This window comes from Acidovorax sp. SUPP1855 (assembly GCF_030158955.1).
GTDB lineage: Bacteria > Pseudomonadota > Gammaproteobacteria > Burkholderiales > Burkholderiaceae_C > Paracidovorax.
Map to the genome: position 1 here is coordinate 267331 of NZ_BQXI01000001.1, position 13936 is coordinate 281266.

Consider the following 13936-nt stretch of genomic DNA (forward strand, 5'->3'; position numbering starts at 1 on the left):
CGCAGCGGCCCGGCCTAGCGCGCCCCTGCCGTGAAGGTCCTGCAGATCATCACCAAGGGCGAGGTGGGGGGCGCGCAAAGCCATGTGCTCACCCTCTGCCGGGAACTCACCCGCCAGGGCGTCGCGGTCCAGGTGGCCATCGGCGGCGCCGAACCGCATCCGCCACTGGCCAACGCCCTGGAGGCTTCGCACCTCGCGGTGCATCGCCTCCCCGCGCTGGGCAACGCGCTCAACCCGGTGCAGGTGGTGCGCGCCGCCTGGGCCCTGCGTGGCCTGGTGCGCAAACAATCTCCGGATCTGCTCCATGCCCACAGTGCGATGGCCGGCGTCGTGGCCCGGTTGGCCAGCGCGCTGACCCGTACCCCCGTGATCTACACCGTGCACGGCTTCGCCTTCAAGGCGGGACATCCCTGGAAGCGCCGCACAGTGGCCTTTGTCATGGAGTGGCTGCTGGCCCCGCTGACCCGGCGCATGATTTGTGTCTCGGACTATGAGCGCCGGCTGGCACTCGTGTTGCCGCTGCCTTCGCGCCGGGTGTCCGTCATCCACAACGGCGTCGAGGATGTGGCGGCCCCTGGCAACAGCGCAGCATCGACCGCCGAGGCGGCGCCGGCGATCGCGATGGTTGCCCGCATGGCCCCGCCCAAGCGCCCGGACATCCTGCTGCACGCACTCGCCCAGTTGCGTGGTGCCCTGGGGTACGAAGTCCCCGCCACCTTTTTCGGTGGCGGCCCCGAGTTGGCAGCCCACCGCGCACTGGCCCATCGATTGGGCCTGCAAGCGGTGCGTTTCACCGGCGATGTGGATGATGTTGCGGCCCAACTGGCCCAGCACGCCATCTTCGTGCTGGCATCGGATCACGAAGGCCTGCCCATTTCGCTGATCGAGGCGATGCGTGCGGGCATGGCCATCGTGGCCAGCGATTTGCCGGGCATTCGCGAATTGCTGCCGGAGTCGGCTCATGCGCGCCTGGTGGCGCCCGATCCCGCAGCATGGGCCACGGCGTTGCGGCAACTGATAGAGTCGCCAGCACTGCGCGCCCGCATGGGCGCGGCGGCACGGCAACGCTACGAGCAGCACTACACCGCACAGCGCATGGCTCTGGCCGTGCGCTCGGTCTACGCCGCGGCGACTTCGCGCACCCACTGACGATTCCATGAACAGCATTCCACGCCGCGAACTCGGCTCCTCCACGGCGCACCGACAGGGTGCCGTGCTGCGCTGGGCGCTGGGTGGCACCTTGATTCTGCTGGTGAGCTATCTGGCGGGGCTCGGCCTGGAGCGGTACGACTGGGTGACCTACCAGTTTCCGCAGACGGTGCTGTGGTGCGCCATTCCGTATGCCATGACCGCCCACTGGCTCTACAACGGCGCCTATCTGCCCCAGTTCGAGGGACGCCGCTTTCTCTTCGTGGCGACCGCAGCCCCCTACCTTGCCGCCCCGCTGGGTTTCGCCTTGCTGCAGCAGCCCTATTCCCGCGGCGCCGTTCTTCTCGTGTACCTGCTCTCGTCGGCATGGTTCCTGGTCGGCCATTGGCGCAACCGGAGGCACCAGGTGCTGTCCCTGGCCTATCTGGACGATACCGTGCCCCTGCGCCTTCGGGAGCTGCTGGGCGACACGGCCCAGGCCAGCCAGCACCACATCGCGCTGCTGCCCTGGACGCCCCTGGAAGAGTTCGGCACGGAAACCGGCACAACCCACGCCGCCCCCCAATGGGCCGGCGTGGTGCTGGATCGCCATGCCCCCTCGAGCGCCGCACGCGAGCGATGGATCAGCGATTTGCGTCTGCAGCATGTGCGGCTCTACAGCGTGGAGGCCGTGGCCGAACTGCTGAGCGGCCGAAAAATATTGCCCCACCAGCAGACCCAGGACCTGTGGACCCTGGACGGCAACCCGGCCTACGACACCTTCAAGCGGCTGACCGACCTGCTCCTCACGCTGGCAGGGCTGCCGGTGTGGCTGCCGCTGTGCCTGGCCGCCGGCCTGGCGGTGAAGCTGGATTCGCCAGGGCCCATGCTTTTTTCCCAGATCCGCGTCGGCCGCAATGGCCGTGCGTTCCGCATCTGGAAGCTGCGCAGCATGCGCCATGCCGGCGACGACTGCACAGCGCGCTTTGCCCTGCCCAACGATGACCGGGTGACCTCCGTGGGCCGGTTCATCCGCCGCACCCGTCTGGACGAACTGCCCCAGCTATGGAACGTGCTGAAGGGCGAGATGAGCCTGATCGGTCCGAGGCCAGAGCAAACGGAGTTCGTGCGCGTGTTCGCCGACCGGATTCCCGCGTATCCCTACCGCCACCTCGTGCGCCCCGGACTGACGGGCTGGGCCCAGGTCCAGCAGGGTTACGCCGACAGCGAGGAGCAGACCGCCATCAAGCTCAGCTATGACCTCTATTACGTGGCGCACTACTCCGTGGCCCTGGACTTGCTGATTGCGTACAAGACGCTGCGCATCGTGGCGGGGGGATTTGGCTCGCGTTAGTTTCGTTCGGCGCTGGCAGTTCCAGAAAACGCGGCGAAGACTTCCGGCCTGCCCCATCCACCGCACCTCCCGCGGCTCATCCCCGCGCTTCGGGCGTTTCGAGGAAAGACCGATAGGTCTGGGCAATCCCGGTATCCAGCGGAATGCGCGCGCTCCAGCCACGGCGCCGCAACATGCCCACGTCCAGCAATTTGCGCAGCGTGCCATCGGGCTTGCTCGGGTCGAAAGCCAGCGTGCCCTCGAAACCGATCACGCCCATGATCCGCCGGGCCAGTTCTTCAATCGTCACGTCAGTTCCCGTGCCGACATTGAACAGGCCGTCCGTGATGTCGAGTTGCTCCATCAGGAAAACACAGGCGTCTGCCATGTCGTCCACATGCATGAACTCCCGGCGCGGGCGCCCCGAGCCCCACAGCTTCATCACAGGATCGCCACGCCGTTTCGCCTCATGGGCCTTGCGCAGCAAAGCAGGCAGCACATGCGAGGTGTTGAGGTCGTAGTTGTCGTTGGGGCCGTAGAGGTTCGTCGGCATCGCGCTCACGTAATGCCGGCCGTACTGACGGTTGAAACTCTCACAGAGCTTGATGCCCGCGATCTTGGCAATGGCATAGGGTTCGTTCGTGGGCTCGAGCGGCCCCGTCAGCAAGTACTCCTCCTTGATCGGCTGTGGGCAGTCGCGCGGGTAAATGCAACTCGATCCCAGGAACAGCATCCGCTGCACATCGGCGGCATGCGCGGCATGGATCACGTTGGCCTCGATCATGAGGTTCTGATAGATGAAGTCTGCCCGCGACACGTTGTTGGCCTGTATGCCACCCACCTTGGCAGCGGCAAGGAACACGTAGTCGGGCTTTTCATGCGCCATGAAGGCATGCACCGCAGACTGATCCAGCAGGTCCAGCTCGGAATGCGTGCGCGTCACCAGGTTTTCGTAACCGCGCTCGGACAACTTGCGCACCAGGGCCGAGCCCACCATGCCACGGTGGCCTGCCACGTAGATCTTGGCTTTCCTGTCCATGTCCACCCTCGTCAACGTTGCCGTCATTCGTTGTAGTCGTAGGCAGAAAAACCGTACTTCTTGACCAGTTCGTCGCGCTGGGCGCTTTTCAGATCCTCGCGCACCATCTCGGCCACGAGTTCGCCAAATCCAATGCGCGGCGTCCAGCCGAGCTTCTCGCGCGCCTTGGTAGGATCGCCGAGCAACGACTCGACCTCCGTGGGTCGGAAGTATCTCGGGTCCACCTTGACAATGGCACGGCCCTGGGCGTCCCGGCCAACCTCGTCCACACCATGGCCCGACCATTCGATCTGCATGCCGAGCTCATGCGCCGCCGCCGAAACAAAGTCTCGCACGCTGTGCTGCACGCCCGTCGCGATGACGAAGTCTTCGGCCACCTCCTGCTGCATCATGAGCCACTGCATTTCCACGTAGTCCTTCGCGTGGCCCCAATCGCGCAGTGCATCGAGATTGCCAAGGTACAGGCAATCCTGCAGGCCCAGGTGGATGCGCGCCATGGCGCGCGTGATCTTGCGCGTCACGAAGGTCTCGCCTCGCACGGGGCTTTCGTGGTTGAACAGGATGCCGTTGCAGGCATACATGCCGTAAGCCTCCCGATAGTTGACCGTGATCCAGTAGGCATAGAGCTTGGCCACGGCGTAGGGGCTGCGCGGGTAGAACGGCGTGCTTTCCTTCTGCGGCACTTCCTGCACCAGCCCATAGAGTTCGGAAGTGCTAGCTTGGTAGAAGCGCGTCTTGCGCTCCATGCCCAGGATGCGGATCGCTTCCAGGATGCGCAGCGTGCCAATACCGTCGACATTGGCCGTGTATTCGGGCGTCTCGAAGCTGACAGCCACGTGGCTCATGGCCGCGAGGTTGTAGATTTCATCGGGCTGTGATTGCTGGATGATGCGAATCAGGTTCGTGCTGTCGGCCAGATCACCATAATGCAGGATCAAATGGCGGTCAGTAATGTGGGGATCTTGATAGAGATGGTCGATGCGATCGGTATTGAACAACGATGCCCGGCGTTTTATGCCGTGCACGATGTAACCCTTGCCCAGCAGGAATTCGGCCAGATAGGCCCCGTCCTGGCCCGTGATGCCGGTGATAAGCGCGACTTTTTGCATGTATAGAGGTCAGGAAGACGACCCAATCATAGGCGCTGCGCTCTTTCATGTCCCTTAAGCGCAACATTCTGGCGAACTACGTCGGCTCGGGCGCGGTCGCGCTTGCGCCCATCCTCGCCCTGCCCTGGTATCTCGCTGCGCTGGGCCCCCTGCAATTCGGCTTCGTGGGCTTCGTCACGACGCTGCAGGCCGTACTCAACCTGCTCGACGCAGGCATGAGCCAGGCCTTGGTGCGCGAGATCTCGTTGCGTGCCGCCGGCGAAGGGGCGGCCAAGCCGCGCACAGCCGCACTGCTGTACGGCTTCGAGCGCATTTACTGGGCGCTTGCACTGCTGATCGGCCTCGGGCTGGTCCTGCTCGCAGCCCCGATCGCACGCCACTGGCTCCATCTGGATGAGGCCGCGAAGGCCAGCGGCCAGGCCGCGGTGATCGGAGCGGCCGCCATTTTCGCAACGATGTTCCCGGGATCGCTTTACCGTAGCCTTCTTGTCGGCACGGAACATCAGGTGGCACTGAACAAGATCCTGTTCGCTGCCACGCTGCTCCGCCATGGGGGCGCTGTTCTCGCCGTGACCACCTGGCCATCGCTGACCACCTATCTGGCCTGGCACGTCGCAGCAGGCCTGTTCGAAACCGCTCTACGTGCCCACGTTGCCTGGTCTGCAACCGGAACGCATCGTGGCGACGCACGGTGGCAAGGTGACGTGGTCCGCCAAGCCTGGCCGGCGATCGCCGGTCTCGCTGCCGCTTCGGGCCTGGGCGCGCTCACGATGCAGCTGGACAAGGTGCTGCTCAGCAACCTGATACCGATCGCGGACTTTGGCTACTATGTGATCGCCTCTTCCGCAGCGGCGGGCGTGCTGCAGTTGGTGTACCCGCTGATGCAGGCAGTCCTGCCCCGCGCACTTCGCCTCAAGGACGACCCAGCCGCCCTTCGCCATCTGTACGGACGGCTCTTCGGACTGATCGCATTGGCCGCAGCCATCGGCATCGCCGTCTATGCCGTCGGAGGGGAACGGCTATTGGGGTGGTGGCTGAAGGACGGGCATGCCGTTTCGGTGGTCTACCCGCTGCTCGGCTGGCTGCTGTTCGGTGCCATCATCAACGCGTTCTACAACGTGGGCTACGCCCACTGGCTGGTGCGTGGAAAAATCCAGCGCATCCTGCAAGTCAACCTGCTGGCCGGGGTGCTGTGTCTGCTGGTCATTCCTCCCATGGTGTCGCGTTTCGGCATGGTTGGCGCGACATCGGGTTGGCTCGTCATCAATTTCATCGGCTTTATCGCCAGCCTGCCCGGGCTCCTCAAGATCGACCATGAACGCTAAGCTGAAGAAGTTTTACTGGATCCTCTCGGAGCAGTTCGGCATCGACCCGCGGCGACTGCTGCGCTCGCTGCGCGGCACGCCGCGCTACCTGCGCGACCTTTTGCGCTTCCGACGCCAGTACCAAGGACGGCTCGAGCTCATGCCCTGCCTCCATGACTGGTACGAAGAGGGCGGTACGACCAAAAGCGAGTATTTCCTGCAGGATCTGCACGTGGCGCAGCAGATCCACCGGCACGGGCCGGAGCGCCATGTCGATATCGGGTCCCGTGTCGATGGTTTCGTGGCGCATATCGCCAGCTTTCGTGAGATCGAAGTCTTCGATATCCGCGCCATCACCACGGAGCTGCCGAGCATCCGCTTCAAGCAGGCCGATCTGATGAACCCAGCCCCAGAACTGGCGAACTATTGCGATTCGCTGTCCTGCCTGCATGCCCTGGAGCATTTTGGACTTGGCCGCTATGGCGATGTGCTTGATCCCGCAGGCAGCGCCACAGGCCTGCGAAACATGGCCCATATCGTGCGTCCGGGTGGTCGGCTCTACCTTTCGGTGCCCGTCGGCATCGAACGCGTGCTGTTCAACGCCCACCGCGTTTTCTCGCCACGCAGCATCGTCCGAATGGCCGAAGCGGAAGGCCTTTCGCTGCGCCAGTTCGCGGCGGTTGGTGCCGAACGGCGTGTGATCGACTATCCGCATTGGGAAGCCGAACTGGACCGAATTGAGCAGCAGGACTACGCCCTCGGCATCTTCACCTTCGAGCGCATGCCCCCGCACACCGGCGATCCCATATGACGACCACACGTGTTTTTCTGCGCGGCGGGCTCGGCAATCAGTTCTTCGAATGGCTGCACGCGCTGACGCTGGCCGAGTCGGGAGCCGATGTTGCACTCGACACCAGCTTCCTGCGCAAAGTACCAGGCAACCAGGCCATCGGCGCGCTGGAATTGGCCAAGGTGTTCACTGACCTGCGATTGCCGACTCGCCGCACGGAAGGGCTGTGGCGTGTCGAGCGGGTGGTCGTGCGTGCAGCCCGGTTGCTGGGCCAACTCCACAATGATGCAACCCCTGCCCACGGCGATTGGCGTGCACGCTATCACTACGGCTACTACCAGCATCCCCGCCACCACAGCGAGCGCGCGCTGCGACAGGCACGCGAACTGCTGCGCCCGACGTTTCGCGCCGCACCCCCGGGCCTGTCACGCTATGCAGCCCTGCACGTGCGAGGGGGCGATTACGCTGCCTCGCGTTACAACCGCGAACAGATCGGACCGCTCGGCGCAGGCTATTACCGCGGCGTGCTGCAGGCACTGGAGCGCAGTTGGCCTGAACTGCAGTGGCTCGTCATTTCCGACGACTATGTCCATGCGCGGGCCATGCTTTCGCCGTTGGTGGCACCGGACCGCTGCCTGTTCCTCGACACCCACCTCGGCGGCAGGGAAACAGCCGACCAGGCATTGCAGGCCTTGATCAACGCCGACGTGCTGGCCTGTGCCAACAGTTCGTTCAGTGCGCTGGCTGGCTATGTGGGCCGTGCTCACACCGTGTTCGCGCCCACGCCGTGGTTCCGCGGCCTCGCGCTCACCTCGACCGACCCTTCATTGCCCTTGTGGCATCGGCTCGACGCTGACTTCGCCATGGAACCATGAGCCTGCCGCGCGTCTCCGTTGTCATCCCCGTCTACAACGCCGAAGCGACCTTGCGGCGCGCTCTGGACTCGATCCGCAACCAGACCTTGCCACCATTCGAGGTGATCTGCGTGGATGACGGCTCGCTCGACGGATCCGTCTCCTTGGCGGAGCACTATGACACCGCAGGCGCCTTCGTGCTGCGTGTGGTGAAGCAGCCGTGCAACGCAGGCGCTGCAGCCGCGCGCAACCGCGGCCTGGACCTGGCTGCCGGCGAGGTCATCGCCTTTCTGGACGCAGACGACATCTGGTCGCCCGACAAACTCGGGCGCCAACTGCACGCCATGCACCACCAAGGCCTGGACCTGATCGGGGGCCACTCCGGGGTGATCGCACAGAAAATACCGGCCTTCGTGCTGGAGAGTGCGTCCCAACCGCTGACTACCCGCGTTGTCGGCCTGGTCCCTGCCATGCTGTCGAATCCGTTTCACACGTCCTCCGTGCTGGTGCGGCGCGATGCGCGCGTGCGCTTTCCCGACAATGGCCAACTCAGCGAAGACTACGCACTGTGGCTGCAGCTGATCGCGGCCGGCTGGCGCTGTGCACACCACTCCCAGCAGCTGTCGTTCATGTACAAGCCTGCCTTCGGCAGCTCCGGCCTGAGCGCACAGCTGTGGCGCATGCAGCGCGGTGAGCTGGCTGCGCTCGGCGCCGTCGGCCAACGCGGGCATCGGGGCGCGCTGGCGCTGGCGCTGCCGGTCTCTTGCTTGAAGTTCGGCGTCAGGCTGTTACGCACTTGGCTGCGCTAGGGCCGCTGGTTTGACTTGGCTCTTAAAATGGCCGGTTTCGTCGCGCGACGCCTCTCTTCGCCATCATTTCAATCTATGTCCGACAATCCCACCCTTGCCATTGACCACAACCAGCTCATCGCCGAGCGCCGCGAAAAACTCAAGGCCCTGCGGGAGGCCCAGGCAGCAGGCAAGGGCGTGGCGTTTCCCAACGATTTCAAGCCCGCGCACCATGTGGCGGACCTGCAGGCGCAGTACGCCGAAAGCGCGGCCGATGCACTCGAGGCGAGCCCTGTCACGGTGAGCGTCGCTGGCCGGATGATGCTCAAGCGCGTGATGGGCAAGGCCAGCTTCGCCACCGTGCAGGACGGCTCGCTGGGCACGACGGGGGGTCGCCTGCAGCTGTACGTCACGCGCGATGCGCTGGGTGAAGAGCTGTACGCCGCCTTCAAACACTGGGACCTGGGCGACATCGTGGGTGCGGAAGGCACGCTCATGAAGACCAAGACCGGCGAGCTGTCGATCAAGGTCACCACGCTGCGCCTGCTCACCAAGAGCCTGCGGCCCATGCCGGACAAGTTCCACGGCGTGGCCGACCAGGAGGTGAAATACCGCCAGCGCTACGTGGACCTGATGACCGATGAAACCGCGCGCAGCCGTTTCATCGCCCGCAGCAAGGCCGTGAGCGGCCTGCGCGAGTTCATGGTGCAGCACGGCTTCCTGGAAGTGGAAACGCCCATGCTGCACCCGATTCCCGGCGGCGCGAATGCCAAGCCGTTCGTCACCCACCACAACGCGTTGGAGCAGGAGATGTACCTGCGCATCGCGCCCGAGCTGTATCTGAAGCGCCTGGTGGTGGGCGGCTTCGAGCGGGTGTTCGAGATCAACCGCAACTTCCGCAACGAAGGCATCTCGGTGCGCCACAACCCCGAGTTCACCATGATGGAGTTCTACGCGGCCTACTGGAACTACCGCGACCTGATGGACTTCACCGAGCAGCTGGTGCGCGATGCGGCCATGAAGGCGGCCGGCACGCTGCAGCTGACCTACGGCGGCCGCGAGGTGGACCTTTCCCAGCCTTTCCAGCGGCTGACCATCCGCGAGGCGATCTTCCAGTACACCGAAGCCGGCGCCCATGTGGACGATGCCGCTTGGCTCGTCAGCGCCCTCAAGAAGCTGGGGCTGAGCGAAGAGAAGAACCAGCTGTCCAAGCGCACGCTGGCCAGCCTGCAGGTGCTGTACTTCGAAGAAACGGTGGAAGACAAGCTCTGGCAGCCCACCTTCATCATGGAGCACCCGACCGAGATCAGCCCCCTGGCCCGGGCCAACGACACGCGCCCTGAAGTGACCGAGCGTTTCGAGCTCTACATCACCGGTCGCGAGTTCGGCAACGGCTTTTCCGAGTTGAACGACGCCGAGGACCAGGCCGCGCGCTTTCAGGCGCAGGTCGCGGCCAAGGATGGCGGCGACGACGAGGCCATGTTCTTCGACCACGACTTCGTGCGGGCGCTCGAGTACGGCATGCCTCCCACGGGTGGTTGCGGTATCGGCATCGATCGGTTGATGATGTTGCTCACCGACAGCCCCAGCATCCGCGACGTGATCCTGTTCCCCGCCCTGCGCCGCGAACATTGATCGGCTGGGGACTGCGGCCTTTGCGGCCGAAAGGCCTGCACCTGCCTTCAGGAAAGGGACCGTGATGACCACCACCCATCCCACCCCACTGCCCCCCGGTGGGGGCCGCATCGAGGACACCATGCCCTTCACCGTGCTGGTCGTGGAGGATCAGGCCTCCCTGCGTGCGGTGCTGGTGGCGGAACTGCGCAATGCTGGCGTGGTGGATGTGCTGGAGGCTGCGTCGGGCGACAAGGCGCTCGACCTGTTCCAGTTGCACCGGCCGGACCTGGTGCTCCTGGACATCCGCCTGTCTGACCACAACGACGGCTATTGGGTCGCGCAGCAGATGCGCGAGGCCGAACCCGGGGGCTGGACGCCCATCATCTTTCTCTCCGGCCTGGACGGCGACCTGGACGTATGGCGCGGCATCGAGTCGGGCGGCGACGACTACCTGGTCAAACCGGTCAAGCCGATCGTCCTCGTTGCCAAGCTTCGCGCCATGCGGCGTCTGCTGGACATGCGCCGCCGGCTGGTGTCGCTGTCGCAGGAGCTGCACTTGGCCAACCAGCGGCTCAATGAGATGGTCGAGGTGGATGCCCTGACCGGGCTGGTGAACCGCCGCGGCCTGGACCGCATCCTGCACAACGAGATCGCCGCGGCGCGGCGGGAGGGCGAGCCGCTCACCCTGATGCTGTGCGACCTGGACCACTTCAAGCGCTACAACGATTCCGCCGGCCACTTGCAGGGCGATGCCTGCCTGAAGGACGTGAGCCGCCTGCTGCGCGACGTGTGCACGCGCCCGCGCGATGTGGCGGCACGCTACGGCGGCGAGGAGTTCGCCCTCATCCTGCCCGGCACGCCCCGCTCCGGCGCGATGACCTTTGCACGGGCGCTGGGCAAGCTGCTGTCCGTGCGCGCCCTGCCCCACCCCAATTCGCCGCTCGGCCCGACGCTCACGCTGTCCGGCGGCATCACCACCTGCGTTCCTGACGAAGGCACCAGCGCGGAGGCCATGCTGATGCGCGCGGACCAGGCGCTGTATGCCGCCAAGGCCCAGGGACGCGCCCGCTTTTTCAGCTTCGAGATGCAGATGGACACCGTCGAGCAGTTGCGTGGCTGACAGGAGACCTTTTGCCGAACGACTGGACCTTCATGCTGCGCCTGCAACCTTATCTGCCCGACTGGATCCGGGACTGGCTCGACATCATCGTGCCGGGCCTGCAGATCCTCCTGATCCTGATCGTCGCCGTGGTGCTGCAGCGCACGCTGCGAAGGCTGGTAGGGCGTGCCGGCCACCATTACCAGTGGCCCATCGAGATGATGGTGCCGATCAACGGCCTGCTGCGCTGGATCATCATGGGCAGCGCGCTGCTGCTCGTGCTGGAGCGCCTGGGTGTTTCCGCCACCGTGCTGTGGACCGCCTTCACCGGATTCGCCACCGTGGGTGCCGTGGCCTTCTTCGCCGCGTGGAGCGTGCTGTCCAACCTGTTCTGCGCGCTGCTCATCTTCACCGTGGGCCCGTTCCGCCTGGGCGACTACATCGAGGTGCTGGACACGGCGGAAAAACCGGGTGCCAAGGGGCGCGTGATTGACATCAACCTGCTCTACACCACCCTGGAAGACTTCGACACGGGGCCGGACGGCGCAATGCTGCAGATTCCCAATACCCTGATCTTCCAGCGCGTGGTGCGGCGTTGGAAGGGCGGGCCTCCGCGCAGGGCGGATGCCGCGCCGGAAGACGCTGCCTCGGCCGAGGCCTCTTCCAGCCTGGAAACGGTCTGACCCTGCGAGGTCTGCTGCCGGCTCACGCAAGGCCGCAGCGATTTTTCAGCGTGGCAGGCACCACGTGCCGGCCATTCAGCTTTCGCCGTGCCGGCGCCCTTCGGGCCGGTGGGCCGCTTCCGGCCCATGGCCATGCTGCGCTGGCGCCGGCGAGGCATGGGGCGGCTGCACGGCGACGGGTCGGGGTTCGGCCGGCCCGTGCGGCATCGCAGGCATGGGCCGCTGCATGGTGGGTGGCGGCATGTTGTGCGGGGCACGTTCCGCCGCGCCCTGGGCCTGCCCTTGCGGCGCCATGTGCTGAACATGCTCGGGCCTCGGCAGGGCCCGCTGTGCCTGTGCCTGTGCCTGTGCCTGTGCCTGTGCCTGTGCCTGTGCCTGTGCCTGTGCCTGTGCCTGTGCCTGTGCCTGTGCCTGTGCCTGTGCCTGTGCCTGTGCCTGTGCCTGTGCCTGTGCCTGTGCGCCGGGGCCGGCCCCCATCTGTACGCGCGGATTCTCCCGGCGGGGCTCCCGGCTCGAAGCGCCCGGCACCGCCCCTGGTGCGGTCAGCGCGTGCGGCGCCATCCCTTCCGGCCTGTTGGACGGCAGCGCCACCTCGCGGTGCGGCTGTGCTGCCCCGGGCACTGCCCGCGGGTCTGCAGCAGCATGGGCCTGCATTGGGGGTTGGCCAGGAACGCTGGGCAGCGCTGCCCGCGGGGCATGCACCCGCTCCTCCGCGCGCCCGTCGTTCTGGAATTCACGCGCCCCCTGGGGTCGCTGCGGAGGCACCATGGCCTGAACCTGCGGCGATGGCACCACGGCAGACTGGCCTGGCGGCACAAGATGCCGGTCCTGGCCCGGAGCGTGCGGCAGCATGGCCGCCTGCGCCATGGCATGGTGGTCGCGGTCTGGCGGGACACGCGATGCCATCGGATTCATGGCCGGCATCGGAGCGGCCGGCGCTGCCGGCATCGCGGCCGCCACGGCCGCAGGACGGCCACCGTCCGGCGCACGCTCGTAGATGTTGTTCACGGTGACGCGGTTGTGGATGTTCTCCACCACCGTGCGGGACTGCGAGATGTAGGTATTGCCCCGGTACACCACAGCGGGACGCACCACCGGCGGCGGTGGCAAGGGCGCGCCCTGGACCCAGGCCGTGCGCTCCGGTGGCCGACCCCAGTTGACGCCCCAGGCATCCCAGCCCCAATGGTGGTGGTGCGATGCGACCGCGCCCACCAGCACGCCGGCGCCGAAGGCCAGCGCGCCCACGGCCACGGGGTCGGGCCCCACCGCCACCCCCGACGAATAGACGGGTGCGGGCGCGGCCCAGCGATAGCTCGAGTACAGCGGCACCGGCGTGCCGTAGACCACCTGCGGGTCATAGCGCGGCACGTACACCGCCTGGACGTCGGCCGGTTCGATGGAGATGTAGGTGGGCGGCGGCACCACCACCGTGGGCCCGCTATAGACGGCCACGGGTTGCTGCAGGTCCGCCGGTGGTGGTGGGCTCGGCGGCGCGGCCGTGACGGTGGCCACGCGCAGGTGCGGCGAGCTTTTGAGCGTGCCCGCCTTGCTGGCGCGCGAGCGCATGACCTGGATGGCGTTCATCACGTCCGTCGGGTCGTTGTAGTAGGCCTTGCCCAGCGCCACCGTCCAGGGCAGGTTGGAGGCCATCTGCTCCAGCACGTTCGGGAAGGCGGTCAGCGACTTGATGCTCGGGTCCCACGGTTGCTGGTCCACCGCATCCGTCAGCGCGGCAGCCTTCAGCGACGGGTTTTGCCCCAGCCAGGTTTCCGCGGCCGTGACCTGGTCGGGGTAGGTCGCACCGGCCAGCACCTGCGCCACCAGCTTGTCCGGATACAGCGCGATGGGAGCAACCATCTGGTAGAGCGCATCCGCGCTGGGCGGCGTGTAGCGGACGGCGACGGGTGTGGCCTCCGGAGCCGGTGCAGCCGCGGGCGCTGCAGCGGCGGATGGTGCGGGCGGCGGCACCCGCGGAGAAGAGTTCTGGCGATTGCAGGCGGTCAGGGCGCAAACGGCGATGAGCGACAGCGCCATGCCGCGCGATGCGCGCCGCAGGCCTGCAGTGCGGAGGGATCTGGGTGCGGTCGCCGCCGGTTGGAGCGGCAAGGCGGCGTGGGTTTGGAAAGCACGGGGGTCTGCAAGGGGCGCCATGGTTTTTCTCCTGAACCATCCACCGTGGGCCGATGCGAAAA

General features: G+C 66.0%; 12 protein-coding genes. 9 read left to right on the forward strand and 3 right to left on the reverse strand.

The genetic code is table 11. The annotated features are described in order from the left end of the window. The first annotated feature begins 30 nt into the window (after nt 1–30). The gene (locus AVMA1855_RS01260) at nt 31–1149 is read left to right on the forward strand and encodes a glycosyltransferase family 4 protein (RefSeq protein WP_284424284.1); all 1119 of its coding nucleotides are present in this window, start codon (nt 31–33) and stop codon (nt 1147–1149) included. 7 nt (nt 1150–1156) lie between these two features. Further along, nucleotides 1157–2482 carry a sugar transferase gene (locus tag AVMA1855_RS01265; protein WP_284424285.1) on the forward strand — a complete coding sequence of 442 codons (1326 nt, stop codon included), beginning with the start codon at nt 1157–1159 and terminating at the stop codon, nt 2480–2482. Between the two features lie 76 nt (nt 2483–2558). On the opposite strand, the gene AVMA1855_RS01270 is transcribed toward AVMA1855_RS01265, so the two are convergent. Together AVMA1855_RS01270 and gmd are read right to left on the reverse strand one after the other, a co-directional pair. Further along, nucleotides 2559–3500 (reverse strand): GDP-L-fucose synthase family protein, encoded by a 942-nt coding sequence (locus tag AVMA1855_RS01270; RefSeq protein WP_284424286.1) that lies wholly within the window; start codon nt 3498–3500, stop codon nt 2559–2561. Nucleotides 3501–3523: 23 nt separating this feature from the next. Further along, entirely contained in the window at nt 3524–4609 is a 1086-nt protein-coding gene (gene gmd, locus AVMA1855_RS01275; RefSeq protein ID WP_284424287.1) for a GDP-mannose 4,6-dehydratase, read from the reverse strand. Between the two features lie 47 nt (nt 4610–4656). Here gmd and AVMA1855_RS01280 point away from each other — a divergent pair, with 47 nt between their 5' ends. The 7 genes from AVMA1855_RS01280 (at nt 4657) to AVMA1855_RS01310 (ending at nt 11744) form a co-directional block, all read left to right on the forward strand. Beyond that, complete coding sequence (locus AVMA1855_RS01280) at nt 4657–5934, forward strand: lipopolysaccharide biosynthesis protein (RefSeq protein WP_284424288.1); 1278 nt, start codon at nt 4657–4659, stop codon at nt 5932–5934. Continuing rightward, nucleotides 5924–6724, forward strand: a complete 801-nt coding sequence (locus tag AVMA1855_RS01285; protein WP_284424289.1) for a DUF268 domain-containing protein — start codon at nt 5924–5926, stop codon at nt 6722–6724. The genes AVMA1855_RS01280 and AVMA1855_RS01285 overlap by 11 nt, the downstream gene beginning before the upstream one ends. Next, the gene (locus AVMA1855_RS01290; RefSeq protein WP_284424290.1) at nt 6721–7578 is read left to right on the forward strand and encodes an O-fucosyltransferase family protein; all 858 of its coding nucleotides are present in this window, start codon (nt 6721–6723) and stop codon (nt 7576–7578) included. The genes AVMA1855_RS01285 and AVMA1855_RS01290 overlap by 4 nt, the downstream gene beginning before the upstream one ends. Further along, nucleotides 7575–8366 carry a glycosyltransferase family 2 protein gene (locus AVMA1855_RS01295; protein ID WP_284424291.1) on the forward strand — a complete coding sequence of 264 codons (792 nt, stop codon included), beginning with the start codon at nt 7575–7577 and terminating at the stop codon, nt 8364–8366. Before AVMA1855_RS01290 ends, AVMA1855_RS01295 begins: the two co-directional genes overlap by 4 nt. A 75-nt stretch (nt 8367–8441) precedes the next feature. After that, nucleotides 8442–9980, forward strand: coding sequence for a lysine--tRNA ligase (gene lysS, locus AVMA1855_RS01300; RefSeq protein WP_284424292.1), 1539 nt, complete (start codon nt 8442–8444; stop codon nt 9978–9980). A gap of 64 nt (nt 9981–10044) precedes the next feature. After that, nucleotides 10045–11082: a GGDEF domain-containing response regulator gene (locus tag AVMA1855_RS01305; protein WP_372588250.1), complete on the forward strand. Its 1038-nt coding sequence runs from the start codon at nt 10045–10047 to the stop codon at nt 11080–11082. A 32-nt stretch (nt 11083–11114) separates the two neighbouring features. Beyond that, on the forward strand, nt 11115–11744 hold the full coding sequence (locus AVMA1855_RS01310) for a mechanosensitive ion channel family protein (protein ID WP_284424293.1): 630 nt from the start codon (nt 11115–11117) through the stop codon (nt 11742–11744). Nucleotides 11745–11819: 75 nt separating this feature from the next. Here the strand turns inward: AVMA1855_RS01310 and AVMA1855_RS01315 are convergent, their stop codons facing one another. Then, nucleotides 11820–13895 (reverse strand): DUF3300 domain-containing protein, encoded by a 2076-nt coding sequence (locus tag AVMA1855_RS01315; RefSeq protein ID WP_284424294.1) that lies wholly within the window; start codon nt 13893–13895, stop codon nt 11820–11822. Nucleotides 13896–13936: the final 41 nt, after the last annotated feature.

Excerpts from the sequence above, each read along its gene's own strand:
- gmd (WP_284424287.1), bottom strand. The coding sequence starts at position 4,609 with ATGCAAAAAGTCGCGCTTATCACCGGCATCACGGGCCAGGACGGGGCC.
- AVMA1855_RS01310 (WP_284424293.1), top strand. The coding sequence starts at position 11,115 with ATGCTGCGCCTGCAACCTTATCTGCCCGACTGGATCCGGGACTGGCTC.
- AVMA1855_RS01305 (WP_372588250.1), top strand. The coding sequence starts at position 10,045 with ATGACCACCACCCATCCCACCCCACTGCCCCCCGGTGGGGGCCGCATC.
- AVMA1855_RS01280 (WP_284424288.1), top strand. The coding sequence starts at position 4,657 with ATGTCCCTTAAGCGCAACATTCTGGCGAACTACGTCGGCTCGGGCGCG.
- AVMA1855_RS01265 (WP_284424285.1), top strand. The coding sequence starts at position 1,157 with ATGAACAGCATTCCACGCCGCGAACTCGGCTCCTCCACGGCGCACCGA.
- AVMA1855_RS01295 (WP_284424291.1), top strand. The coding sequence starts at position 7,575 with ATGAGCCTGCCGCGCGTCTCCGTTGTCATCCCCGTCTACAACGCCGAA.
- AVMA1855_RS01285 (WP_284424289.1), top strand. The coding sequence starts at position 5,924 with ATGAACGCTAAGCTGAAGAAGTTTTACTGGATCCTCTCGGAGCAGTTC.
- AVMA1855_RS01290 (WP_284424290.1), top strand. The coding sequence starts at position 6,721 with ATGACGACCACACGTGTTTTTCTGCGCGGCGGGCTCGGCAATCAGTTC.
- AVMA1855_RS01315 (WP_284424294.1), bottom strand. The coding sequence starts at position 13,895 with ATGGCGCCCCTTGCAGACCCCCGTGCTTTCCAAACCCACGCCGCCTTG.
- lysS (WP_284424292.1), top strand. The coding sequence starts at position 8,442 with ATGTCCGACAATCCCACCCTTGCCATTGACCACAACCAGCTCATCGCC.
- AVMA1855_RS01270 (WP_284424286.1), bottom strand. The coding sequence starts at position 3,500 with ATGGACAGGAAAGCCAAGATCTACGTGGCAGGCCACCGTGGCATGGTG.